At 42.3% G+C, this 24621-nt stretch carries 27 protein-coding genes, 3 tRNA genes and 1 other RNA gene; 3 read left to right on the top strand and 28 right to left on the bottom strand.

All coding sequences use genetic code 11. The features are described from left to right. The first annotated feature begins 428 nt into the window (after positions 1 to 428). The gene (locus ACX6CI_RS10455) at positions 429 to 1973 is read left to right on the top strand and encodes a sigma 54-interacting transcriptional regulator (protein WP_458778101.1); all 1545 of its coding nucleotides are present in this window, start codon (positions 429 to 431) and stop codon (positions 1971 to 1973) included. 961 nt (positions 1974 to 2934) lie between these two features. Here the strand turns inward: ACX6CI_RS10455 and ACX6CI_RS10450 are convergent. The 11 genes from ACX6CI_RS10450 to ACX6CI_RS10400 all read right to left on the bottom strand — a co-directional run bounded on the left by ACX6CI_RS10450 (position 2935) and on the right by ACX6CI_RS10400 (position 10540). Beyond that, positions 2935 to 3903 (bottom strand): omptin family outer membrane protease, encoded by a 969-nt coding sequence (locus ACX6CI_RS10450; protein ID WP_458778100.1) that lies wholly within the window; start codon positions 3901 to 3903, stop codon positions 2935 to 2937. Positions 3904 to 4359: 456 nt separating this feature from the next. Further along, positions 4360 to 4572 (bottom strand): hypothetical protein, encoded by a 213-nt coding sequence (locus tag ACX6CI_RS10445; protein WP_458778099.1) that lies wholly within the window; start codon positions 4570 to 4572, stop codon positions 4360 to 4362. Continuing rightward, the gene (locus tag ACX6CI_RS10440; RefSeq protein WP_458778098.1) at positions 4559 to 5563 is read right to left on the bottom strand and encodes a hypothetical protein; all 1005 of its coding nucleotides are present in this window, start codon (positions 5561 to 5563) and stop codon (positions 4559 to 4561) included. Before ACX6CI_RS10440 ends, ACX6CI_RS10445 begins: the two co-directional genes overlap by 14 nt. 767 nt (positions 5564 to 6330) lie before the next feature. Continuing rightward, entirely contained in the window at positions 6331 to 6606 is a 276-nt protein-coding gene (locus ACX6CI_RS10435) for a tyrosine-type recombinase/integrase (RefSeq protein WP_458778097.1), read from the bottom strand. Between the two features lie 6 nt (positions 6607 to 6612). Continuing rightward, positions 6613 to 6867: a hypothetical protein gene (locus tag ACX6CI_RS10430; protein ID WP_458778096.1), complete on the bottom strand. Its 255-nt coding sequence runs from the start codon at positions 6865 to 6867 to the stop codon at positions 6613 to 6615. Positions 6868 to 6980: 113 nt separating this feature from the next. Beyond that, positions 6981 to 7163, bottom strand: a complete 183-nt coding sequence (locus ACX6CI_RS10425; protein WP_458778095.1) for a hypothetical protein — start codon at positions 7161 to 7163, stop codon at positions 6981 to 6983. A gap of 8 nt (positions 7164 to 7171) precedes the next feature. Next, positions 7172 to 8341, bottom strand: coding sequence for a hypothetical protein (locus tag ACX6CI_RS10420; RefSeq protein ID WP_458778094.1), 1170 nt, complete (start codon positions 8339 to 8341; stop codon positions 7172 to 7174). A gap of 295 nt (positions 8342 to 8636) precedes the next feature. Then, positions 8637 to 8768 (bottom strand): thermonuclease family protein, encoded by a 132-nt coding sequence (locus ACX6CI_RS10415; RefSeq protein ID WP_458778460.1) that lies wholly within the window; start codon positions 8766 to 8768, stop codon positions 8637 to 8639. Further along, positions 8735 to 8983: a thermonuclease family protein gene (locus ACX6CI_RS10410; protein ID WP_458778093.1), complete on the bottom strand. Its 249-nt coding sequence runs from the start codon at positions 8981 to 8983 to the stop codon at positions 8735 to 8737. Before ACX6CI_RS10410 ends, ACX6CI_RS10415 begins: the two co-directional genes overlap by 34 nt. Continuing rightward, entirely contained in the window at positions 8983 to 9168 is a 186-nt protein-coding gene (locus tag ACX6CI_RS10405) for a hypothetical protein (protein WP_458778092.1), read from the bottom strand. The genes ACX6CI_RS10410 and ACX6CI_RS10405 overlap by 1 nt, the downstream gene beginning before the upstream one ends. Before the next feature lie 242 nt (positions 9169 to 9410). Next, positions 9411 to 10540 (bottom strand): IS3 family transposase gene (locus tag ACX6CI_RS10400; protein ID WP_458776337.1). Its coding sequence is split into 2 segments (ribosomal slippage): positions 9411 to 10282 and positions 10282 to 10540, totalling 1131 coding nucleotides; the frame shifts between segments, so codons are not numbered across the junction. A gap of 92 nt (positions 10541 to 10632) precedes the next feature. Here ACX6CI_RS10400 and ACX6CI_RS10395 point away from each other — a divergent pair. Both ACX6CI_RS10395 and ACX6CI_RS10390 read left to right on the top strand, forming a co-directional pair. Beyond that, on the top strand, positions 10633 to 11031 hold the full coding sequence (locus tag ACX6CI_RS10395; RefSeq protein ID WP_458778091.1) for an RNase LS family HEPN domain-containing protein: 399 nt from the start codon (positions 10633 to 10635) through the stop codon (positions 11029 to 11031). A 2-nt stretch (positions 11032 to 11033) separates the two neighbouring features. Continuing rightward, positions 11034 to 11414: a type II toxin-antitoxin system RnlB family antitoxin gene (locus ACX6CI_RS10390; protein ID WP_458778090.1), complete on the top strand. Its 381-nt coding sequence runs from the start codon at positions 11034 to 11036 to the stop codon at positions 11412 to 11414. Positions 11415 to 11613: 199 nt separating this feature from the next. Here the strand turns inward: ACX6CI_RS10390 and ACX6CI_RS10385 are convergent, their stop codons facing one another. The 17 genes from ACX6CI_RS10385 to tadA all read right to left on the bottom strand — a co-directional run bounded on the left by ACX6CI_RS10385 (position 11614) and on the right by tadA (position 24594). Next, positions 11614 to 12468: a DUF72 domain-containing protein gene (locus tag ACX6CI_RS10385; RefSeq protein WP_458778089.1), complete on the bottom strand. Its 855-nt coding sequence runs from the start codon at positions 12466 to 12468 to the stop codon at positions 11614 to 11616. A 156-nt stretch (positions 12469 to 12624) separates the two neighbouring features. Next, positions 12625 to 12702, bottom strand: a tRNA-Pro gene (locus ACX6CI_RS10380). Positions 12703 to 12761: 59 nt separating this feature from the next. After that, positions 12762 to 13130 carry a MerR family transcriptional regulator gene (locus ACX6CI_RS10375; RefSeq protein WP_458778088.1) on the bottom strand — a complete coding sequence of 123 codons (369 nt, stop codon included), beginning with the start codon at positions 13128 to 13130 and terminating at the stop codon, positions 12762 to 12764. Positions 13131 to 13166: 36 nt separating this feature from the next. Continuing rightward, complete coding sequence (locus tag ACX6CI_RS10370; protein WP_458778087.1) at positions 13167 to 13460, bottom strand: integration host factor subunit alpha; 294 nt, start codon at positions 13458 to 13460, stop codon at positions 13167 to 13169. Continuing rightward, positions 13453 to 15897, bottom strand: coding sequence for a phenylalanine--tRNA ligase subunit beta (gene pheT, locus ACX6CI_RS10365; RefSeq protein ID WP_458778086.1), 2445 nt, complete (start codon positions 15895 to 15897; stop codon positions 13453 to 13455). Before pheT ends, ACX6CI_RS10370 begins: the two co-directional genes overlap by 8 nt. A 26-nt stretch (positions 15898 to 15923) precedes the next feature. After that, a complete protein-coding gene (gene pheS, locus ACX6CI_RS10360) occupies positions 15924 to 16937 on the bottom strand; it encodes a phenylalanine--tRNA ligase subunit alpha (RefSeq protein WP_458778085.1) in 1014 nt (337 codons plus the stop codon). 100 nt (positions 16938 to 17037) lie between these two features. Beyond that, entirely contained in the window at positions 17038 to 17394 is a 357-nt protein-coding gene (gene rplT / locus ACX6CI_RS10355) for a 50S ribosomal protein L20 (RefSeq protein WP_458778084.1), read from the bottom strand. Between the two features lie 90 nt (positions 17395 to 17484). Then, on the bottom strand, positions 17485 to 17682 hold the full coding sequence (gene rpmI, locus ACX6CI_RS10350; RefSeq protein ID WP_458778083.1) for a 50S ribosomal protein L35: 198 nt from the start codon (positions 17680 to 17682) through the stop codon (positions 17485 to 17487). A gap of 131 nt (positions 17683 to 17813) precedes the next feature. Further along, positions 17814 to 18359 carry a translation initiation factor IF-3 gene (gene infC / locus ACX6CI_RS10345; protein ID WP_458778459.1) on the bottom strand — a complete coding sequence of 182 codons (546 nt, stop codon included), beginning with the start codon at positions 18357 to 18359 and terminating at the stop codon, positions 17814 to 17816. Positions 18360 to 18664: 305 nt separating this feature from the next. Further along, the gene (thrS, locus tag ACX6CI_RS10340; protein ID WP_458778082.1) at positions 18665 to 20593 is read right to left on the bottom strand and encodes a threonine--tRNA ligase; all 1929 of its coding nucleotides are present in this window, start codon (positions 20591 to 20593) and stop codon (positions 18665 to 18667) included. A 73-nt stretch (positions 20594 to 20666) separates the two neighbouring features. Then, a tRNA-Val gene (locus tag ACX6CI_RS10335) sits at positions 20667 to 20741 on the bottom strand. A 265-nt stretch (positions 20742 to 21006) separates the two neighbouring features. Next, positions 21007 to 21609, bottom strand: a complete 603-nt coding sequence (gene recR / locus ACX6CI_RS10330) for a recombination mediator RecR (RefSeq protein ID WP_458778081.1) — start codon at positions 21607 to 21609, stop codon at positions 21007 to 21009. A gap of 5 nt (positions 21610 to 21614) precedes the next feature. Beyond that, positions 21615 to 21938: a YbaB/EbfC family nucleoid-associated protein gene (locus ACX6CI_RS10325; RefSeq protein ID WP_458778080.1), complete on the bottom strand. Its 324-nt coding sequence runs from the start codon at positions 21936 to 21938 to the stop codon at positions 21615 to 21617. A 22-nt stretch (positions 21939 to 21960) separates the two neighbouring features. Continuing rightward, the gene (gene dnaX / locus ACX6CI_RS10320) at positions 21961 to 23751 is read right to left on the bottom strand and encodes a DNA polymerase III subunit gamma/tau (protein ID WP_458778079.1); all 1791 of its coding nucleotides are present in this window, start codon (positions 23749 to 23751) and stop codon (positions 21961 to 21963) included. Between the two features lie 50 nt (positions 23752 to 23801). Next, an RNA gene (ffs, locus tag ACX6CI_RS10315) (signal recognition particle sRNA small type) lies at positions 23802 to 23897 on the bottom strand. 22 nt (positions 23898 to 23919) lie between these two features. Then, positions 23920 to 24005, bottom strand: a tRNA-Ser gene (locus ACX6CI_RS10310). A 91-nt stretch (positions 24006 to 24096) separates the two neighbouring features. Then, positions 24097 to 24594 (bottom strand): tRNA adenosine(34) deaminase TadA, encoded by a 498-nt coding sequence (tadA, locus tag ACX6CI_RS10305; RefSeq protein ID WP_458778078.1) that lies wholly within the window; start codon positions 24592 to 24594, stop codon positions 24097 to 24099. Positions 24595 to 24621 lie beyond the last annotated feature (27 nt).

Genomic DNA, 24621 nt, shown 5'->3' with positions numbered 1-24621 from the left:
TTTTGTGTTGTAATAGCACTTCCTGTGCCAGAAGTATGACGACAATATTGTTGTCTGTGATGAGAATGGTAAAATATATATTATTCTAGTTGGTTATGGTGGTGATTGGGCCGAGATAAAAGAAAATTATCCCTTTGGCTTCCTATTTATTCTATGTCGACAATTTGTAAATCGCGGCGAATAAAGAATACTGTAAACAAAGTTGACACTCATCTTGAAGGTGACAATATTTGACTGCATAGATAGAGGTTCTATCTATGATCACATAAACATGCAAAACATTAGGTACTTGAAGTGGTACTTGAAATGCGTGTGGTCGGATTGATATCAAAAATGTGTTTTTGTAACTGTCTGACCTTGAGGAGTTCTGAAGATAATTTTGGATTGTCGTAAGTGTAGTAAACAAAGTTTACAGAGGTAATAAGAAGATGAATGATTCGGGTAGATTTGATTCATATCTCACTGAACTAAAGTGGAAACTATCCAAGATAGCAGGGATTTGGAGTACTGATGATTATAAGAATTTTATTCGATTTTACTCTTCGATTATCCCAAATATAATGGGGGTTGAACGATGTACGGTTTTTGTTTTAGAACTAAAAAGTGACAGGATTTGTTCTGTTTATGGAACGGGCCTAGACCAAAAACTTGTTCCTCCCATGGACGGAAGTATTGTAGGGGATGTTATTAAATCTGGTCAAAGAAGAATGATCAACGATCTGCAAAATCATGCAGGCTATCACTCACACATCGAACAACTCACCGGATTTACAGGACACAATATGCTGTGTGTCCCAATAAATAGTCTTAGCGGTAATGGTGTGTCTGGTGCAGTCCAGCTGATTAATAAATTACACTCGGAACAGTTTACTGAAGAGGATTTTGCAAGGCTTGAAGAGATAGCTTATTACCTATCGTTCTCAATTGAGTCTATTGTACTTATCAATGAAATATCTCGTATAGCCGAGTCTATGGGAAAAGAAGTAGGTAACCTACAGCAAGAAACAATACATGGGGTGACAATAATTGCTGAGAGCCCTGCCATGAGGGAGGTACTGGATATGGTACGCATGGTGAGTAAATCTCCGGTAAATGTACTTGTCCAAGGAGAAAATGGTACTGGTAAGGAGTTAATTGCTCGAATGATCCACCACTATGGTGACCGAAAAAGTTCTCTTTTTCTGCCTGTTAACTGTGCAACAATGCCAGAAAGTTTGGCAGAGAGTCAATTCTTTGGTCATGAGAAAGGGGCATTTACTGGGGCTGACAGTAGTAGAAGTGGGTTATTTGAGGAGGCCAGCGGAGGAACCTTGTTTTTGGATGAAATTGGTGAAATGCCAATTATGATCCAACCCAAAGTATTAAGAGCTATTCAGGAGGGCGAAGGGCAGAGACTTGGTAGTAATCATCTTCGACAGTATAACTTAAGACTTATAAGTGCTACTAACCGTAACTTAGCAGATGAGGTCAAGCAGGGCAGTTTTAGAGAAGATCTGTTCTATCGTCTTTTTTCGGTAGAAATCCACATTCCTCCATTGCGAGATCGAAAAGATGACATTCTGCCTCTGTCTTTGTCGTTTCTGAGATCAACCAATGAACGTTTTGGAAAAAATGTTATTGGCTTCTCTCCAGAGGTGCTGTCTGTCTTCGAAAATTATTGGTGGCCTGGAAATGTTCGGCAGTTACAAAAAGAAATAGAGCGCCTTGTAGCGCTTACCGAAAATGGCGAGTTGATTAGATCAGTGCAGCTTTCGGGCGACCTTTATTCCCTCTATACTAAATTGGCAAAGCAGTCAAATTTGGAAGCTGAAGGGGATTTGGCACTGGTAGATCAGGTTAAACGCCTGGAAATCATACTTATTAATAAAGCTATGAGGCGTTGTGACCTCAACAAAACCAAAGCTTCTAAATTACTGAAAATTTCCAGACAAGGGCTGGATAAGAAAATCAAGAGATACAACCTTCAGTTCTAAGTGATAAATTGCTCGCATTTGTTTCAATGGATTCAAGCCATTTTTGCTCCTGTGTCGACTGTTCAGCAACTCCTAAGCTTATCTTATACATTGTGTTCAAAAATGAAATTTAGACGTTAAAGAACATGTGGAATGGCAGTTTGTAGACTGTTCGTCATTATATACTTTTCTGAACACAGATTAATAGGCGGTCAACTACACTAAGCGGTGGCCTGCAAAGTAGCCTCTCCCCCTTCCTTTTTTCTTGGACATGGACTTACAGTTATAGACGGGTAGGTGACCGCAGTTTTTTTGGAGAAATTTGGGTAACCAGTTTACTTTCAGCTCTTCATATGAAAACCGCTCTTGTGAGCTGCACTTTTTGGATAGAAACCTTTTGTAATCACAACATGTTATTGGTATTGTTCCGATGAGTTTGAAATTATAATACTCATATGTGATACATTGTGGTGACTTACCTTTTTAACTCTGAGTCAGGAGTCAAATTCAAGGTGTAGTGGAAATATGTTGACTTTTGGTCAAGCTGATTTGTTACGTATACTGGACAGCAACCTTATCAGGAATTAGCTCAGCTACAGCTACCTCACCTCTTAGGCAAAGGTGTTCATGGACTAAGTCCTAGTATGGAGTTGCAATTTTGTGGTTAGGTTTTTAGAACGGCCTATTTTTCAAGATAAAGCCTTGTCTCAGTATGGGGGTAGACCTTGATTCTTGAAACGGAGGTCCGCTGCAAAGGTGAAGCACTGCTAAGTTCTTTGAGTGCTCTATAATATGGCGTACAGGCAGTGGATCGGGTCATTTTTAACCTGGGCTACATTTAACTTCCATGCTTAATGGAAATCATCCCCCTAACCGTGGATCAATACTGTACCAGAAAAATCAAATCCTCTATAAAGCTATTGTTGTGGGTGTGGAATTGTTCACGACAGTATAAAAAACACAGATACGATAGTATAATACTTTAGAAAGTATACTGCAGGCCGACAGATACAAGACTGGAATAGTGCTCCATACCAATTTTATTTGTATACTCTTTGGTATAACCGTCCTCCCAGGAGTAAGTAGAATCACCCTGCTCTCTAGAGTAATTCTGGTAATGGTACGTTAGTTCCAGACCAAGAGTGTCGCTTAAGGCATATGTGGCTGACACATCGAATCCATACATATCGCCATTATCGATTTCATCTGATGACCCCATACTGAACCAATGTTTGTCAATTGCCTCACCTTCTACGAATGGAGAATAGATAATGCGACCTGCAATTGCAACAGGTCCAGCCTGATAGGTGGTGCCAATTCCAAAGTATACTGATTCAAAAATCTGCTCGTAACTGACTGTTTTCCATCCATCTGGGTAGGTACCCACCTCATTTCTAAAGCCGCCATTTTCTGAGTAGATGTAAGAGTCACCAGTGGCGTCCCATCTAAAATAGTCACGTTTGTATCCAACAATTCCTGAGAAGGTCATATCCTCTGTCTTATAGGCAACAGTCTCGAGATTGATATCAACCATAGAAGCATCGGTTATCTCAGAGTCATGCCATGAATGATCAGACCAATACCCATTACCAGATGGGTCCATGCTCCTCCAATCATAATCGTCCATATTGCCACTACCTTCGGTGGCTTTAAACCAACCATCAACGTTCACCTTAAACCTGTAATTATAGGTACATGTGGCGCCTACACCCACCATCAATAAACTATCAACAGTCCAGTTGAGCTCAGATTCTTTTTTGTTTCTATCCTTAGTCTTAAACACATACTCATCACTCTGGCCGAATACAAAACCAGCACCGCCACGGACTGAAAAATTATTTTTAGAGTTGGAAACAATGGTTGTCTCAGTTATGGTTGCTCCTGGGACTGAAGCGGTGGCCAAGCCTGCTGATAAAAATAATGCTATAGCGGTAGCAATAATTATCTTCATTTGTTTTAAATGTCCTCACTATGTATGTCATTGGTACAGTCATAAGCAGCGTTTGTGATTGTCGTAATACTGCAAGTGTTTGTGGAATTTCACGGATTTCGACATAGTGGAAACCATGGTGGCAATCAGTAGAAAAAAACTAAAACCACAGGTTATCAGACTGTGTTGATATAGATTTATTACCACCAGAAATCTTCACCAATGCTCTCAATGTCGGCACAAGGTATCGCTCACAGCCAATAAATTGTTACATGAAACAAAAATATCACTTGTTAATTGGTATTAATAAATCTACTTGACGGCTTCCAGTAAGGCAGGGAGGACGGCCCTTACGTTGTCTAAGCATATTGACATGCCCTAAATTTCAGTGTGTAATATGTTTCGTAATATTCGGACGCTATGACTCATCTTAGCAGTATCAAATTTAACACACGATGATTTCTTACAGATAAAATGTTAGCTCTTATCTTGACCTGGAAGTGGTGCACGTTTAAAAGTATCACGTTCATTTGGATCTTGTTTATCTTTATTAGATTGTTCTGTAGCAAAGGCAGGTGAAGTGATATCAAGCATTGTTAAAAACATACTTGATCCCGCAGTAATTACCACAACGAGACAAAATGTAACTGACATTTTGGTGAATACATTTTTCATATCAATTTCCTCCATTATTGATAACCTGACTAATCCACGCATCTTTCTCTGGGAATACTTCTAACTGTTGGGACAATATTGTTTTGTCGATTGAATTAAGAGCATCAACAACGTCTTCTCTGCTATATTTCCCTCTGGTGAGAGCATCATTGGCCATGAGCATTACTTTTATATACTTAATCCTTTCTTTATCGTTGTTACTTTCAATTTCATCTATCAATTTAGCCGTATATTTCATATTTATATCATTCGAATAATTAATACGTGCTTTCTCAACCTGTGAAAGCGCCTTATTCGCTAGTTCCATTCCTTTATCGATGTATTCATTTCTTTTTGTTGTAAAACCCTTTTTTCTTGATGCAGCATCAGCTGCCATCATGTACGCGTAAGCACCGTATTGGTACTGGTCAATTTGGTAGCCCAATTTCATCTTATTGGAGTCGAGTCCTGTTATTTTGTCACCTAACCTAGGTGCATCGATTGATACTCTATCTAATGCAGAACTATTCCCTTCACCTAGAGTTTCAAATGAGCCTCGAAGAGCAGCTATATCTCTCCGTAAAGAATTAACCTGTTGTTCAGATGTAGTTAACTGATTTTGATCTTTGTTTTGAATCACTTTCGAGGGATATATTAATGAACAAACACCTAATAATATTATTAAAACAGCCACTCCACCTCCAACCCCAAAGGTTAATGGACTTTTATCATTAAGCATAGGTAATTTACCTTCTGCAACTGCATATCCACCAATAAAACCTGACCCCATAGACATACACGCAGAAAATATGAAAATAATAAGAGGCCTCGCATCAGCTGGCAAACTTTCTTTAAAAAAACTAACAACAGTAACAGACATAAGAAAGACAATAGCCGCGGCTACAAAAATGACTCCAACTACAAGCACCCAAGTAGTGCTTCTGTCTATGACAGCATCATTTGGAATGTCATTGATTCCTGGTAGCCGTTCATCTGCATCATTAGTAACAGGTTCTATTGTTCCCATATAAAATGTCCCATAGCAAATAGTTACGATTAGGTTTCAGATATTTATCCCTTGTCACTCCTAACTCATACAACACCCTCCTTTGCGTGTATTAATGCTACCATTTATTGATAGGAGTATCAACTTCTTTAGTTATTGTGAGGACAACAAGACTGAAACTACACCTTTACAAGCTCGATAGGAATGAGGACCTGTTAGGCATTTCAAGCAAAACCTTTGGGAAAAGTACGGTCACTTTCAAATCGCCCGATAATGACATGTTGGTAGTGGCAATATGAATATCTTGAGATTCTATTCTTACCTGATGTGTACATTATTCCAGTGAGGGCAGACATGCCTACTTTCATGAGATGGTATAGAAGTGGAGTAACTCTAAAGAAGAGTTACCAAGGACATCTTTCAAAAATGTAACAGAGCACCACCTTACGATTTCTACTGTTATGTGTAATTAATCCCACCTACATATCTACCCATGGAGGTTCTCAATCCATCTAATCGCTTCATGATCGGATACCTTACCGAGATACCGTTGTGTTGTGGATAGATCAGCATGTCTAAGGATTACTTTGCTGACAATCTCGATTGGAACTCCTGATCTTGAAGCATATAGGTTGCAGCATGGCGTCGAAGGTCATGGGGTCTTAACTTAATTCCAACCATATATCCAACTTTAACTACTATTTTTCTAGCACCAGCATATGTGATAGGAAAAATAAGATGGTCAAAAGCAATGGGTATATCTCGAATGTAATTGTGTAGGCGGTTACTTAATTTTTTGGAATAAAGACAATCTCCTGTTCCCTCCCACTTTTGGGTGTATGGAGTAAGAGCTTTTGACCGTCGAGATCCTTAGGTTTAAGTTCAAGCACTTCACTTATCCTCATGCCACCTCTGGCCATAAGTTCAAGGAGTAACCTGTTTCGGATATTCAGTGTCCTGAAGGTCGCTTCATCAATGATGTCTTTGTCGAAGATCTTCCAGTGAGTTGCTTTGGGCTTCTGGAAGAGACTTTTGACAGCAGGTGATAGACATGGATTTCTCATCTCAGGCTATAAAGTGCTGATGATGAGGTTAAAATAAGCTGATAGGGTTGTGTATCTGGTCCGTTTGGTATTTTTTCTTCTCCCTTCAGTTATAGTGGCCAGAAATGCTATCATTTCCTCTGTCGTTATGGCATTAATGTTTCTGTTCCGATAACAATGTCCAAATTTCCCAAGAAGATATTCGTAATTTGCGAGAGTGGTTGGCCGTGAGTTTATTTTGTGGTAATTGATGTAATAGGTGATCGTGTCGGCTACTTTCATGATATCCTCCTTTCAGTTTGATTTTGGTCCTGAAAGAAAGATTTGCATCCTTTTATGAAAATGTGCAGGGGGGGCTAGATAGATGTCGCCGAGGTCAAAAGTAAAGATATCTGCTATGGACCTGGAAAGACCGAGTGGAAAGATGTGGACTTTAGGTCAATCTTCGCCATCAGCTCTTCCTGGGTAATGGTACCTTTTGAAACTAGTAGATTGATTAATGCCTGGTTGGTCATGATCTCCATGTTCAAAGCGTCACAAAGCGGTACAACATCTTCTGGTTTTGCTTTATTGGCCATCTCACTTCCTATTTATGTAAAGAAACTAAGTATTCCTTCGCTTCCTTGGGTTTCGAGAAGACTTTGCAAGAGTACTTCAAATCCAATGCAACATTGTTACGACAAATTAGATCTTTTAAGCTTCTTTCAGTAAAAAAGGCGTTAAAATATGGTATCGCTGCTTTAGCATGACTAAAATCTGGCAGATCATTCTTCTTGAAGGTTCTCCTGATATCATGGCGAACAGAAGCATACAGGCCAGCCTCAACTATAAAGCTTGGGAAAAACACCCCCAATTTGTTCAGTTTGAAGAGGTTGTAAATTGCGTTTACAAACTTCTGAGACTCCTTCTTCTCATGGTCTGTTATCGTCTCTGTTGAACCCGTTTTCTCTCTGTAAAAATATATAAACCCCTCTACTATTGTTGATTTATAAACATCTAAAACACCTGCTAATTCAGATAAATACACCTGCTTGAAAGAATTATTCTCATGCGCATACTGCACCTTTTCTCTTGTAAGTTTTCCCGAAAGATCTTTATGCCTCGGCCATTTGCGTATGTTTTCCATCCCCATTATTTCTATTAGGTCATTTAAGGTCATCGACCACATTTGATCAAAAAAACTTTTTTGAATAACAAGTTCTTCAGCTTCATTGAAAAATGTATTGGTTGGATGAGTTAAACCATAGCTATAGGCGACTTTACTCCAAATCATTTCATCTGGTTGTAAAATCGAATCTTGGCCATCATAAAAACTACGCAAAAAATACAGTATCTCAAACCTAACTCTTTCATCGGTGGAGAGTATCGTCACCCCTTGAGACAACTCATCCATTATTTCAACAGTTTTACGTAATGTGAGATGGTCAGTTTGTAAAAGTAGTTCATAGTAAATCGCATCACTGATTGGGCAAATCACTTTGTTTTCAGCAACAAGTTTACGCAGGACATCTAGGCTTGATTGAATCGTAGTGTCTGTAATTCTTCCTAAAAGAACGTCCCGAAATCTTATCCAAAAATTTGTATCTAAATAAATCTTTGTTCGACCCGATATTTCCTTACACAGTTGATCGCGTTTTGACTTAGTATGCAGGTCAAGTGTGATGTCAGGAGTCTTGCGATGCTCTGGAATGGTGTCTATGAATTTCATCGCTGTATAAGGTCTAAGGATTACACTGCCCACAAGCACGATATCCAACCTTCAAAGCATCCTTCTTAGTTGAATACGTAGCAGTACAGTTCTTACAATTATAATGCCTACACGATGGTGAATGGAACACATGAGACTTCACGTTACCATGATAGCCCCCAGAAACAGCAGAATACTTTCCTGAAACGTTTTTCACGCTGCTACTGTCACGCTTTCCCTTCCTCCACTGCCATGGCGGTATCGGATCTTTATCTTTCCACAAACCGATGCTTGAGGTCTTGGCTCTTTCCTCGAGCCGTAGCCAACTCTTACAGAACTTCTCCTTACAATACTTCCAATACTGCTAGGCATAACCAGACCTGATCAAACTTTCATTCACGTTCGTGCCGCCAACCTTCACAACCCCCACAGTACGGCCGTACTTGTCGGTGTCGTAGGTGGTTACAGTTGCTTGTTTCTTATAGGTAAGGGTGATGTGTACTTCTTGGCAGCTTTACCAAAGGCCTGCTTCTTCTCAGGGGTATCGATACCGTAGAGGCGGATCTTATGTTGCCTCCTGGAGGAATCGAGTATAGTGATGGTGTCGCCATCTGCAACACTGATAACTTTGCCAGTCAGTGCCTGGGCCTGCAGAGGAAGGGCGGCAATCAGTAAAATCTGGAGTAGCCATATATATATAATCTTAATCATCAAGTTTTAAGCCCTTTCATCTGGCTGATATATCTATGAACTACTTCTTCCGGAGCCTCAAGCTCTTCTAAAGTCTCCTTTACCGATTGACCACCGGCCCACCATTTGTATTTATCGCACGCGTCACTTGAGATTATGAGTTCTCCATTCTCTGTGAGGTACGGCATCTTTTCTTCGCTCTCCATCTTTTCTCCGGTTACTTCGATATTAGTAAAATCGTAAGCAATATTGTTTTCATAAGACACTTATACAAGATTAATTACAAAGTGCAATGTGAGGCTAAATGGTGTTAGGTGATTAATGTAGTTTTCTATATTTATTCCATTATTTTAATTTTTCACAACAATCTTATGAGTGATTCCCAGAGAAGTGGTTCAGTTTGTTTGAACAATTACCTGGTGTTCCTTAGGTGGAATCCCTGCCTACTTTATGCTGCCAAGGGTACCGCCGGCAGCATAGTTCCATATGCCTCGTCTGGTGTCATTTTCTCCAAGCTTGAATGCGGCCTCGATTGATTATACCAGGCAAGATACTGCATAATTGACATCCGTGCCTCCTTAACTGACTCATAAGCATAGAGGTATACTCGTTCGTATTTTACTGTTCTCCATAATCTTTCAACAAAGATATTGTCTCTCCAGGCACCTTTTCCATCCATACTGATTTGACAACCCGCATCTTTTACAGCCTGAACAAATTCATACGCAGTAAACTGACTACCCTGATCTGTATTGATGATCTCAGGCTTGCCGTGCCGATGGAAGGCTTCTTGTAGTACTTCAACTGCATGAACAGCCTCCAGGGTAATGGCAACCTTTGCCGCAAGTACTTTACGACTTGCCCAATCAACAACAGCTATCAAATATACATATCCCTTAGCCATTGGAATATACGTTGTGTCAAGCGCCCACACCTGATTGGCGCGGTTAATGACTTTACCTCTCAGCAGATAAGGATAGATCTTATGGGTTGGGTGCTTCTTACTCGTTCGAGGTTTTTGATAAAGGGCTTCGATTCCCATCTTCTTCATCAGTGTACTGACATGTCTACGACCAACCTTGAAACCCAATCTATTAAGCTGGTCACGCAACATTCGAGCTCCCATGAAGGGATGCTCCAAGTGCAACTCATCTATCCTACGCATAAGCTCAAGATCTGCATTACTAGTAGGTTTTGCCTGGTAATACACACTGCCTCGGCATATATTCAGCAGCTTCGCCTGGCGGCTTATAGATAGCTGGTGCTTGCGGTCAATCATTTTTTTGCGCTCAGCAACCCCGCCTTTGTGAGCGCCCCTTCTAAAAAATCATTCTCAAGCGTCAATTGGCCAATCTTAGCATGCAAGGTCTTTATGTCTATTTCCGGCTCGACCTTTTTGCCTTTGTCGAAGATATCAGCTGCCTGATCATTAAGTTGCTTTTTCCATTGAGTAATCTGGTTTGGATGGACTTCATATTGCTGCGCCAATTCAGCAACAGTTTTATCTCCAGCCATAGCTGCCAAAGCTACTTTCGCTTTAAAGGCACCTGAATGTTTTCTACGTCCTCTCTTTGCCATTGTTGTGCTCCATAATTGTGACCATCTGGTCATTCAATATGTAGCAGGTATTCCACTTAACAGCTTGTTCAAATTTACGGAGCCAGCTCTCTTTGGCCCTTAACAGTATTAATATACAGTTAGATGATTATACTTGTTTTGTATCACCAGCATTGAGAGGACTAGAAGGCTACTTGAGACAGCTTTTAAAATCTAGATGCAAAACTGCATACAAAACTCTACATTCAGGAAAAGTAGGATCTCTTTTTTGTGATAAGAATGGATCTGGAATATTCCCTCTTCAAGATTTCGTCAAACGAGAGATTGGTTGTGAAAAAACTGAACGAGCAATAGAAGAGTCATACATTCTCTATCACTCCAAAAGACATCCGTACTTTCACATTGACAAACAAGTGACAACTACTGCTATAATTGAAAGACAAGAGGAAGCACAAGCTTTGAATGTAGAAATATTCACTACAATTGAAAAAACGTATAATCAGATTCCTTAAAAATGTCATATCGCTATCACATTCATAAATACAACACAGACAACTTGTCTGCAGTTATATTTTCAACAAACGTTGACAGCCCAATGAACTACCTTGGTTCTGTTGAGGAAGAGTTGCATAAAAATGGTGTGAAAGGCAATGTACTTTTTGACTTACTTTTATCAACTGGCAACACCTCAGAACGATACTACAGTGCTTTTTTTGATGGGGACAAACTAGTCGAAAACTCGATTAAGAAATTTAAAAATCCATCAAAAGACATTCTGAAAGAATCACTCTTATTTTATCACCAGAAATCGCATTTTTTAAAAAATAGTGTATTAAATAAAGCACAAAAATATTTAATAAAAAACAATCATCTTTTGATCTCTAGAAGCGAATAGAGTGTTGAAGTTCTAATTTCCCCAAGTTACTAGGTGTTCTCTCATTATATCTCGCATGAGGTGAGAATTAATTGCGTCAGCCAAGCGATTATTAATCAGGCGGGCATTTAGGTCCGCTTTCGAGACCTTCAATCACGATATTACAGCCGGTTAGCTTGTGCAGTTAGATATATGAATGCCCACCGGGTTAATAAGATCGTCAGTGACACAAGATCCTCTCAATAGTTCTAGGAGCAGACCCCTCAAAATGATTGTTCACAAAAGTAAAAGTCTGCACTCCTCTTGATTCCATGTACGGTAGCATTTTGGCCAAGGTTGAGACGTCTTCATCCTTTAGGGCTACCACTTGGCTCCAATCCTTACCTGTTATCTTCTCGATACCTTGCCGGTCAGGCCCATGTAACCTTATCACAGCCATATCCTTAACCTGTTCTCTGTGTTTCTTGTAGAGGTCAAATATCGAGGGCATGTAATAACCCTGCAGGAAGACATGGTACAGGTTTACTTTATCAAGGAATGCGAAATATCTTTCGTTCAAGTAATTAGGGTTCCTATTCTCGATGCAATAATCAAAACCAGTCGGCAAGCTATCAACGAATAGCCCCACCTTTTCCTCAAATTGAGGTAATCCCCCGGGCATCTTTTGCTTATTCAGGTATTCAAACTGGAAGATCAGAGGACCGAGCTTGCCATGTAATGGTTCAAGCGTCTCCAGAAAGCGGAGCATCAGGCCAGAAGATAGAAAATGCGGATTGTGTGTCAGTGGGTCTGTTTTCTTTTTCTTATAGTGGTGGGTCAATGTGATGCTATTTGGAACCTTAACACCAAAGCGAAAGCCGTGCGGTACCGAGTTTGCATACTCTTGAACTACTTCAGGCCGAGGTAAGACAACCTTGTCACCAGGAAAGAGCGACCAGAACCATTGGTCAACCTCTACGCAGTTATAGTGCTTGCTGTATTCCTCGAGGTAGTTGAAAGGCTTCTTGTCTGGATAGATGAGCCCTTGCCATGAATCATACTTCCAGGAGCATGTGCCTATGTTGAAGTTCTTCATAGGGATATCGTAAACCAACTTTAGGGAGATTCAAGAGTGGAAGAGGGTAGGCCGGTAAATAATACGTTTATTACATGTGTTTTGCACTTGGCGCACTTAATACGCACTTAACACAAAAAAGCACCTACAGTGAAAACTGTAAGTGCTTGAATTCATTGGTCGGAATGAGAGGATTTGAACCTCCGACCCCTTGTCCCCCAGACAAGTGCGCTAACCAGGCTGCGCTACATTCCGACACGTGAGATGTATCTACCATTTGTTGAATTTGCTGTCAACTTCTCTGGTAGGAAGGCTTAATCTTTTTTGGGGTTTAAAAGATCCTGTAAATGTAAGAGTTCTCGCTTGATCTTACTGAGCGAGTCACTGACATTAATTTTAGCCTTCTTTTGTTCTTTTTTTACAGGTTCAGGAATCTCTGCACCACTTTGGATCAATTTCTTGGCCCCTGCGATGGTGTATCCCTGCTTATGTAAAAGCGTTTTAATCTTAAGTATCAACTCCACATCCTGACGTCTGTAGAGTCGTTGCTTTGAGCTTGCTCTTTTGGGTTTAATGCCTGGAAATTCAGACTCCCAATATCTAAGCACATGTGTAGGTACATCGGCCATTTTGGCAACTTCACCGATTTTGAAATAGAGTTTATCTGGTATCGAAATCGTCATATGCCAGCCTTACCCTCTCAGTGACGTGTCAGAATGTTAGTTGTTGACCTGCTCTCTCAGCTTTTTGCTTGGTCTAAAACTTACCGCCTGACGCTTTTTAATGGTAATCGTTTCACCGGTACGAGGATTGCGTCCTCTTCTTGGTGATTTGTTCCGAACGGTAAAAGTACCGAAATGAACGAGCTTAATAGACTCGCCATCCATCATAGACTGTTTCATGTTATCAAGAAAGCAATCAACAATTTGAGAGCAACTTGATTGGGAAAAGCCGAGCTGGTTGGCTAGGGTTTCAGTGAGTTCTTTTCTGGTAAGGTTGTGATTATTATGCATTGCGGAAGCTACCCCCGAATTTCTCTGTAAGCATACGTACTATTTTCGAGTGTGACTTCTCCACATTCTTTTCCGTAAGCGTTTTTGTTTGTGATCTGTAAGTAATTGTTAAAGCTACGCTTTTGTATCCAGTTGGGATCTTCTCACCCTGAAAAACATCGAAGATCTCGCTGTTCTCGATGAGTTTATCTTTACTGGTCTGTACGGCTGATAACAGCTGTCCGGCAGATACTTGCTCTTCTACAACAAGCGCGATGTCCCTTTTAACAGATGGGTAAACCGGAAGCGAGCTGAATTTTATATTTTTTGTATCTAACCCACACAATGCATCAAAATCAAGATCAAAATAATAGACTTCATTTTTGATCGAGAAATTACGCAAGATGTTATCCTTAATACGACCTACAGAGCCAATTTTTTCATCGTTGTAGTAAAGATCAAGGCTATAGCCACTCGTGGAGTATACTTCTCCCTGATTTTCCTCAGGGATAGTAAATTGAAGAGCGCTATCATCACTGATGTTGCCAAGACCCATCTCTCTACAAATAAATTCAACACAACCTTTGGCGTCAAAGATATCTACAGGACTGTGCTTATAATAAAGGGGAGCACCTTCACCATGGACATTACCGGAGAGTAAGCCAGCGAGGCGATTCTCTTCTATTGGCTGCTCATTAACTCCTTGTGGGTAAAAGACCTTACCAAGTTCAAAGAGTTTAACTGCAGGGCGTTGGAAGTTAATATTTCTCTTAACGTTTTCAAGGAGGCCAGGTAGCAGGGTGGTTCTCATTACCGCCTGATCTTCACTTAATGGATTGAGCAACTTAACAGAAGCAAAGCGACTGTCTTTAGCGTCAATACCCAGCATAGAGATGTGCTTATCCGCTATAAAACTATAGTTGATGGCCTCGGTATATCCGATGGTCGTCATTTTTTGGCAGATAGAAAGCCTTTTGAGACGACTGGGATCCTGTGCAGGGTAGCTGAGGTTGACAGTTGGAAGAGAGGTAGGGATATTATTATACCCGTAGAGACGAGCAACCTCTTCAACCAAATCAGCTTCTCGTTCAATATCGACTCGAAATGCGGGAGCGGTGACCTTAATTATGTTGTCACCCTCTGCTTCGCATTGCAAATCAATGGAACTCAGCATATCAGATATCTGCTGACTACTCAGTTCGATGCCCAGGAGGGTGTTTGTTCGTGAAACGTTGAGAGCGATAGGTTCAATAGCAACCTTTCCAGGATAGCTGTCGATACCATCATTGCCCATGGAACCTTCACCAAGCTCAGCGATGAGCTGGGCTGCACGTTCAAGTGCATTAATGGTCCCTTCCGGATCTACTCCTCGCTCAAAACGATATGATGCGTCGGTTGAAAGATTAAGTTTTCTACCGGTCTTACGAACAGATACTGAATTAAAACATGCACTTTCAAGAAGTACATTGGTGGTAGTATCTGAAACCTCAGAATTTAAGCCACCCATAACACCAGCAACAGCAACTGGTTGTTTAGCGTCGCAAATCATGAGCATATCTGCATCAAGCTTGCGTTCTGTTTCATCAAGGGTAGAAAAGTTCAGTTCACTTTCAGTGGGAGTACGAACAATAATTTTTCCGCCCTCAAGATTGTCAAAATCGAAGGCGTGAAGAGGCTGACCATACTCCAGCATAACGAAGTTGGTAATATCAACAACGTTGTTAATGGGGCGAAGGCCAACGCTTATCAGCAATTTTCTAAGCCACCATGGGGAAGGGCCTATCTTGACATCCTTTATGAGTTTGCCAGCATAGCGTGGGCATAGTTCAGGATTTCGAATCTCAACACTGAACTCATTACTCGTTTCTTCGATCGTCGCATTCTCAACAGGCATAGTGAGTTTGTTGCCGACAACACTTGCAACTTCTCTGGCAACTCCTATGACTGAGGCGCAGTCAGGACGGTTTGGAGTAAGATCAACATCGATACATAGATCACTAAGACCCATGGCATCAATAAAAGCCTGGCCATGTTCTGTGCCTTCGGGCAGCTCCATAATACCATCGTGCTCGTTACTAAGACCAAGCTCTCGTTCTGAGCAGATCATGCCAAAGGATTTGACACCCCGAATCTTGGATTTTCCAATCTTAAAGTTTCCGGGAAGCACGGCGCCGGGCAGTGCAACTACAACAGCCAAGCCTTCACGTACATTAGGAGCACCGCAAACAATTTGGTGTGTCTCTTCACCAATCTGCACCTGACAGAGGCTGAGCTTATCAGCATCCGGGTGTTTTTCTCTTGAAACGACGAGGCCGGTTTTAAGAACGGCGAGGTCCTGGAAGAGTGGGGTGACTGAATCAACCTCCAGGCCGAGCATGGTGAGCTCGTCTGAGAGTTGTTCTGGGGTGAGATCACCTGTGTCTATGTAGTCTTTTAACCAGTTGAGTGTAAACTTCATAACATTAATTTAGGTATAGGATATAACTAGAACTGGGAGAGAAAACGCTGATCGTTCTCGTAAAAAAGTCTGATATCATCAATCCCGTATTTCAACATAGCGATTCGTTCGATACCAAGACCGAAGGCAAAGCCACTGTAAATATCAGGGTCATATCCGACCATTTTAAAGACTTCAGGATCAATCATTCCGGAGCCAAGAATCTCAAGCCAGCCTGTCTTCTTACAGACACGACAGCCGACACCGTCACACATAACACAGGCAATATCAACTTCTGCACTGGGTTCGGTGAAAGGGAAGAACGAGGGACGGAAACGAAGGGGGAGATCCTTGTCAAACATCTTCTGGGTAAAAACTGTCAGGATACCCTTGAGATCTGCAAAGGAGATATCTTTGTCGACAAGTACACCTTCCACCTGATGGAACATTGGTGTGTGGGTGATGTCTGAGTCGCATCGATATACCTTGCCAGGAGCAATAACGCGAAGGGGTGGCTCCTGCGACTCCATGACCCGTGCCTGCATAGGCGAGGTGTGGGTTCTTAGAAGTGTTGACTCGCTGACATAAAAGGTGTCGTGCATATCCCGTGCAGGATGGTGTGCAGGAATATTGAGCGCTTCAAAGTTATAATAATCCGTTTCAATATCAGGCCCTTCTGCAACAGAAAACCCTAAACTTTCAAATATCGCACATGTCTCTTGCATGACCTTGGTAACAGGATGCAGAGTGCCGGGAGCAGGACATCGTCCGGGCAGGGTGAGATCAGGTCCACTTCCACTGCTGACCTGAGCACTTTGCTGTTGGAGAGACTGGGTCTTCTCCTCAAAGAGCTTTTCGATTTCGGCTTTTACACTGTTTGCCAGTTGACCAAGACGAGGCTTATCTTCTACCGGTACGGAGCCGAGGGAACGCATGATAGTACTGAATTGTCCCTTACGACCAAGAAAGCGAATCCTGAATTCCTCGAGTTGCTTGATATCCTCGAGGTTTGACAGGAATTCCTTGGCCTCAGCTTCCAGGCTTTGTAACTCTTTTTCCATGTCGAATGCGAAAGTTAGAACAGAAAGAAACAACGAGCCGGTTATTGGTTACAGAAACCAAAACCGGCGCGAAGGAAATAAATATTGAAAAGTCGACCAGTTATGCGTTCGCTTCTTTAGCCATCTGTACTACTTTGGTAAAAGCGCCAGCATCAAGAATCGCCATGTTAGCAAGAACCTTACGGTCAAGATCAACATTAGCTTTCTTGAGTCCACCCATCAATTTGGAGTAGCTCATTTCGTTCATTCTGGCACCAGCATTAATTCTGGTAATCCAGAGACGACGAAAATCTCTTTTCTTGGTACGTCTATCGCGGTATGCATATACTAATGCGCGATCAACAGCTTCAGTAGCTGTCTTGTACAGACGTGAACGTCCACCTCTGAAACCTTTAGCAAGTTTCAGTACTCTGTTTCTTCTTCTACGGGCTTTAAAGCCTCTAGTAACGCGTGGCATCTTAAACTCCTTTGCTGCCTGCTAATGTTTCAGCAGGTTTTATGATCGATCATACTGAGCAGCTTAACTCTATGGTTTGAGCTTAACTCATTAAGCGTAAGGCAAAATACGCTTGATTCCTTTAACATTGCTCGCATCCACAGTATCAGTCTGACGGAGACCACGCTTACGCTTGGTGGACTTCTTGGTTAGAATGTGGCTGGTGTAGGCTTTACTTCTTTTAATCTTACCTGAACCAGTGAGCTTAAAGCGCTTTGCAGCACCTCTATTTGTTTTCATCTTTGGCATGGTGTAACTCCTTTACCCTCAATATCTTCCACTGTCGATAAGTGGTTATTAGTATCTGCTGGAGATGGGTACACCATTCCACAGCGATTTTCTATATAAAAATGAGCTTAACGGGGCTCGTACTGCTAAACTTATGCTTTCGGGCCGACGAACATAACGAGCTGACGACCTTCCATCCGAGGTGGCTGAAGAATAATCGCATCACCCTCGAGGGCGGCTGCAATCTTATTCATCGCCTGAACTCCAATAGTCTCACAGTAGACAATCTCTCTTCCTCTAAAACGCATGGTAAGTTTTACCTTATGCTTTTGACCGAGGAATTTTTTGACGTTCTTAATTTTAAAGTTAAGATCGTGATCATCTGTTTTAGGACGAAATTTGATCTCTTTCGTCTCAACTGTGGTCTGCTTTTTCTTTGCTTCCTGTGTCTTCTTCTTCTGCTCGTAGCGGAATTTGTCGTAGTTCATCACTCGACAAACAGGAGGATCAGCATTTTCAGAGACGACAACAAGATCAAGTCCCGCTTCATCAGCGATATTTTTCGCCTCTTCAGTGGAAACAACACCTCTTTGTTCGCCTTCATGGTCAATCAATCTGACCTTTGGGAAACGAATTGCCTCATTCGTTAGTGCCTTAACTTCACGCTGTACCGGAGCACCTCTTCCTCTTCTGTTAATAACTTTACCTCCTCGATTCTACGAGCTTATATGTTTTTGCTTCCCCGTCTATATCAGACCGGTGTCAAATTGTAAACGTTTCTTTACTATTTAGTACCTTACTCCAGAAAAGTTGTTATAAAAAACAAGAAAACTGGAGGACCTTTTAACATTGTGAACTTAAAATTATTTCCAAGGTACTTATCCCGTTTATCGGGGTTAGTACCTTACTCCAGAAACGTTGTCACAAAAAACAAGAAAACTGGAGTTATTGTTAAAAGAGCCAGAACAATCTGGCACAAAGGCACGCCCTTCGTTTACCGGGATTAGTAACCCCGTCCTTCTTTTACTTCAGTATCAACCATTGCTGCGAAATCTGCAACAGACATTGGTGGTAAATTTTTACCATCCCTGAGACGCACAGTAACAGTGCCTTCGTCTTTTTCTTTGTCTCCGATAATAAGCATATAAGGGATTTTCGCAACTTGTGCTTCCCTGATTTTGTAGTTCAGCTTTTCATTACGAAGATCTTTTTCTACACGTACACCGAGTTTTCGGAGTTGTTTGAAGACCTCTTCTCCGTATTCGGATTGATCGTCTGTAATATTGAGTATACGTGCCTGGACCGGTGCAAACCAGAGAGGAAAAACACCCGCATAGTGCTCAATGAGTACACCAATAAAACGTTCAAGTGAACCCATAAGGGCTCTATGGATCATAATTGGCTGGTGTTCACTGTTATCGGCACCTGTATAGCTCATCTCAAACCTTTCAGGAAGGTTGAAATCAACCTGAATGGTGGAGCATTGCCAGGAACGACCCAGCTGATCTTTAATCTTAATATCAATCTTAGGTCCGTAGAAAACACCTTCACCCGGGTCAATGATGTAATCTAAACCTTTTTTCTCAAGGGCCAGCTTGAGTGCTTCCGTTGATTTGTCCCAGTGATCATCGGTACCAACAGATTTTTCAGGTCTGGTGGAAAGATAAATATCATACTCAGGAAAACCAAAGGCCTTCAAGATATGGAGGTTGAGATCAAGAATGTTGAAAATCTCATCTTCCAACTGTTCAGGAGTACAAAAAATATGAGCGTCGTCCTGGGTAAAGCCTCTGACTCTTAGGAGTCCGTGCAGAGCACCCGCACGTTCATAACGGTATACTGTTCCTAGCTCACACCAGCGAACCGGTAGTTCCTTGTAGCTTCTTTTCAAGCTATTGAACACCCCAATATGAAAAGGGCAGTTCATAGGTTTTAGCTGGTACTCAACATCATCAATTACCATGGGTGAGTACATGTTCTCGTTATAGAAATCTAAGTGACCAGAGGTCTTCCAAAGATCCTGACGAGCAATGTGTGGAGTGTAGAGCAGTTCATAGTCATGACGATAGTGCTCATCTTTCCAGAAATCCTCAATGAGTCTTCTTAGTTGGGCACCTTTTGGTTGCCACAGGATGAGTCCGGGGCCGATCTCGTCTTTCATGGTAAAGAGTTCGAGCTCTTTGCCTAATTTACGATGATCTCTTTTTTTGGCCTCTTCAAGACTGTTGAGATATTTTTTGAGTTCTTTTTTATCGAAAAATGCAGTTCCGTAGATTCTCTGAAGTACATCACGTTTTTCATCTCCACGCCAGTACGCACCAGCTACACGGAGAAGTTTGAAGGACTTTATAAAAGAGCTGTTCGGAACATGGGGACCACGACAGAGATCGGTGAACTCACCCACCTGATAGAAAGATACGCTCTCTTCCCCGAGGTCTTCAATGAGTTCTACTTTAAACTTTTCGTCTTCTGCCTTGAACTTTGCAATGGCATCGGCACTATTCATTTCAGTTTTCTGAAATGGAAGAGCCGCTCGGACGATCTCGGTCATACGGGCTTCGATTTGTTCGAAATCCTCAGGAGTAAATGGTTCGTCTCTTAGGAAATCATAATAGAAACCGTTATCAATAGAAGGGCCGATGGCAACCTTAACATCGGTGCCAAATACGTCTCTTACTGCAAGGGCCATGATGTGTGCAGTTGAGTGACGAAGTACCTCAAGGGCCTCGTCTGTACCAATCTGAACGGGGGTGAGAACCGTGTCTTCCGTCAGCAGAGTGGTGAAATCCACTAGCTGGTCGCCAATTTTGGCGGCTACAGTCTGCTTGCGTTGTTTGTTGGAGAGGAGTGGCAGGAGACCTTCCTGAACACTGCTTCCTGCAGAAATTGTAACAGATTCTCCGTCTTTAACGGATACGGTTATGTCAGTCATGGGTTTCTTCTGTATAAAAATAAAGGCTAAAGAAGGAACACTCCTTAAAGTGTTTAACTTTAGCCTCTTATCTTGGTAGGCACGGACGGGATTGAACCGACGACATCCACCACGTCAAGGTGGCGCTCTCCCACTGAGCTACGCGCCTGAAAATACTATTGTAAGCGGCGAGCCAATCAAACTTTAGAGAAAAGCTTGTACGGCATGCGCAAGAGCCACTTATTACCACGATTAAAATTTCATCGCAATATATTTTTAACGATAGAGTTGTAAAAAATAAACATTTATAAACGTTTATTCAAAATATTTTTCAGCTTTAAAAAACATTTGTAATAGGAGGGGGGGCACGGAGGTGCGGCAGAGGTAGGTGCCTTGAGAAGATCCGTTATTTATAAACAATTGTCTGGTGTCAATCAACTGGTAGGTGATCTTGCCTCGATGGCTTTTGCAAGAGTGTATTTATCCGCATATTTAATATCCATACCCATGGGGATACCGCAGGCAAGTCTTGTGAGGGTGACCTTCTCTTTTTTTATAACATCGGTCAGAAAAGAAGCTGTTGCTTCTCCCGGGACTGTGGAGCTTGTTGCAATAATTATCTCTGAGATTGCACCACTTCTAATTCTGGCTACCAGTTCACGAACCTTGATTTCTTCAGGACCAACACCATCAATTGGAGAGAGTACCCCATGGAGTACGTGGTAGTGGCCTCTGAATATACCGGTTTTTTCAATGGCCATAAGATCGCCAGATTGTTCAACAACACAAACTGTCTCACCGTTACGTTTAGGATCTCCACATATTGCGCAAGGGTCAGACTCTGAAAAAGTAAAGCAGCAGGAGCAGAGTTGAATTGAGGAGTGGAGATCAAGTAGTGCAGTTCCAAGGTCATGGGCAAGACCTTTTGGCTTACGTAAGATGGTTAACGCAAGCCTGGTTGCTGTCTTTTTGCCAATGCCTGGAAGACGTGAAAGTTGCTCGATGAGCTTGTCGAGCGCTGGGGGTATTACTTGCATAGGTGTTACGGCTTCATGAAGTTCGTGAGGCCGGGAATATTGAGTCCGCCTGTGAGTCCGCCAAGCTCCTGCTGGCTGAGTTCCTTAGCACGTCGTACTGCGTCGTTGGTCGCCGCAACGATAAGATCCTGAAGCATAGTTGCTTCGTTTGGGTCTATTACAATTTTTTCAATGGAGATTCCCAGAACCTCACCTTGACCATTGACTGTAACCTCAACCATGCCGCCACCAGCACTTCCGGTAAGGGTCTTTTTACTGAGATCTTCTTGAATTTTAGCCATTTTGTCCTGCATGGACTTGGCTTGCTGCATTATGTTGTTAATATCCATTGTATTATCTGTAAAGTGTAAATTATTGGTTCTTAGTGCTTAAGCGAACATCTCCGACCTGGCCATTGAAAACTTCTGTTGCCATGAGTACCAGTGGATCGCTTATAAGCTGCTGACGTTTTTTCTGGGGTGATACACCACCATTTTCGTCTAGCGTGTCATCAATTTCAGGCACTACAAATGTAACCTTTAATGGCTTTTTGAAAAAAGCCAAGGCAAAGCTGTTTAATTGTTGAGCGTTTTCTTTCTGTCTTAAGAGTGAACAGTCCATTCCGTCAGCAAAATGAATTTGCAGCTCACCTATAGTGTCATGATTGACTGATTGAGCCCGCTGTAAGTTTGTCGCCATCCATACTGTGTCTTTTTTTATGAAATCAATAAAACCTTCCCAGTCTTTTTCTGGATCTTTAGCATGGTTGTTGGGGGTTGACTGGCTGGAAAATCCCTGGGGTTCAGGCGGCAGTGGTGGCTCGTCTCTTTGAGGAGGTGCGGAGAGGTTTGGTGCCGGGGATTTTTCCTGAGCAGGTGGGCTTGGTCGCTGCTGATTGACCGAAGCTATTTGAGCAGTCTGAGGAGGCTGGACGTCGGTCTTTACTCTGAACTGTTCAATTTTTTTTTTAGGGGCTGCTTCTTGTGGTGGAACTGTTTGATTAACTAAACCTTCTGTTGCCCCCAGTTGCGGCATGATCTCCTGGAGATGGCCTAAGAGCGAAGATAGCGGGACCACATTAGTTGCTTCTATGATTTTAAGAAACGATGTTTCAAATGCTATTTTCGGCTGGCTCGAATGTTTAAGTGCATCTGCAAGTTGCATGAGTAGGGCGAGTTTTAGGTGAATAGTCTCGCTGGTATAGTCGATGGCAATTTGCTGGTAGTCGTGTAATTCATCTTCAGGCAAATCAAGAAGGGTAGTACAGCCGTCAATCTTGCACAGAAGAAGGTTACGAAATTGAGTTAGAAGGTCTTCCAGAAATCTCTTGCTGTCCATTCCATAACTGAAAACGGTGTGCAGGGCCTGAAAAACGGCACTTTTGTCACCTGCGAGCAGACCCTTTGTTAAGTCAGTGAGTACTTCTCTATCTATGAGTCCTAGAACCTCAGACACATCAGCGCTGCTGATCGTTCGGTCACCAAAGGAGAACATCTGGTCCAGAAGGCTGAGGCCATCGCGAACAGATCCACCAGATTCACGGACGATTAGCGAAAGGGCGGCAGGCTCAAGGCTGAAACCTTCAGCAGTGGCAAGTTTGTCAAAGTGGGCAGAAAGTTCCTTTGCCGGAATTCTTTTCAGCTCATACTGCTGGCATCTGGAAAGAATAGTGATTGGGATCTTATGAATCTCAGTTGTGGCAAACATGAAGTGTACATGGGCTGGTGGTTCTTCAAGGGTCTTTAACAGTGCGTTAAATGCCTCGGTGGTCAGCATGTGAACTTCATCTATTATGATGATTTTATAGGGTGCAGCAGTTGGTAAAAAACGGATTTTCTCTTTAAGCTCTCTTATTTCCTGTATACCTCTGTTGGACGCACCATCAATTTCGTACAGATCTAAGGAGGCTCCAGAGCTGATTTCTGTACAGGAAGGGCAGGAGTCACAGGGGCGACCTTCAATGTCTCCCGAGCAGTTGAGGGCTTTCGCCATGATGCGGGCAAGTGTGGTCTTTCCCACGCCCCGGACGCCGGAAAAAAGAATCGCATGGGCAACACGGCCACGTAAGATACTATTACGCAGGGTTTTTACGACTGGTCGTTGGCCTACAACCTGTTCAAAGGTCTGGGGTCTGGATTTTCTAGCGAGTACGAGGTAAGACATGCTGCACCGTGGCTGGTAGTAAATGGGGTCTTACGAGCCTTAGAAAAAATGATAGCCGGGTGACCTGGCACACGAGGAGTGTCACTACCGTTGCTTCCTTCCGGACCTGGCGGGGTTCGCGATTCCTTGTTGCACAGGGCCCGGCTATCAAAGTCGAACTCAATATTTTGGCGGAGAAGGTGAGATTCGAACTCACGGTACTTGCGTACACACGCTTTCCAAGCGTGCGCCTTAAGCCACTCGGCCACCTCTCCGGAGGTATGCTCAAAAATGTGAGGTACTATGTAAACCTTCGCTCAATATTTAGCAATCAAAAAGTAAGCATTAATGAAAAAAAAACAGCATCTATTTCTTACGGGCTTCTTTTTTGAGGATTCGTCTTGATTTAAAAAATGATTTGAGTAGATCACGACACTCTTCCTCAAGAACACCTTTTTCAATTTCAATAGAGTGATTAAGCAGGTTGTCGCTACCAATATTATATACAGAGTATACTGCACCACTCTTAGGGTCTGTGGCCCCTATGACAAGGCGCGACACCCGAGCATGGATGATGGCCCCAATACACATGGTACATGGTTCCAGTGTGACATAGAGGGTCGTTCCGGGCAATCTGTAATTATTAAGCTCTGTTGCAGCTCGTCTTAAGGTAACAATTTCTGCATGGGCCGTTGGGTCATTATCTCCAATTGGCCTGTTTGCTCCTCCTGCGATCAGATTGTTGTCTTGCACTAAAACCGCTCCAACGGGCACTTCTCCCTTGGTGCCTGCTTTTCGAGCAAATTCCAGGGCTTTAGACATCCAGATTGTATCGTCGACGACTATTGGGGGTTTTGCTTGCATATGATAAGGTTTTTGTGTGTAAGTGTA

The organism is Desulforhopalus glucosivorans (assembly GCF_054397165.1).
Note: the sequence above shows the minus strand (reverse complement) of the source record. Positions and strands in the feature narration are given on the sequence as shown.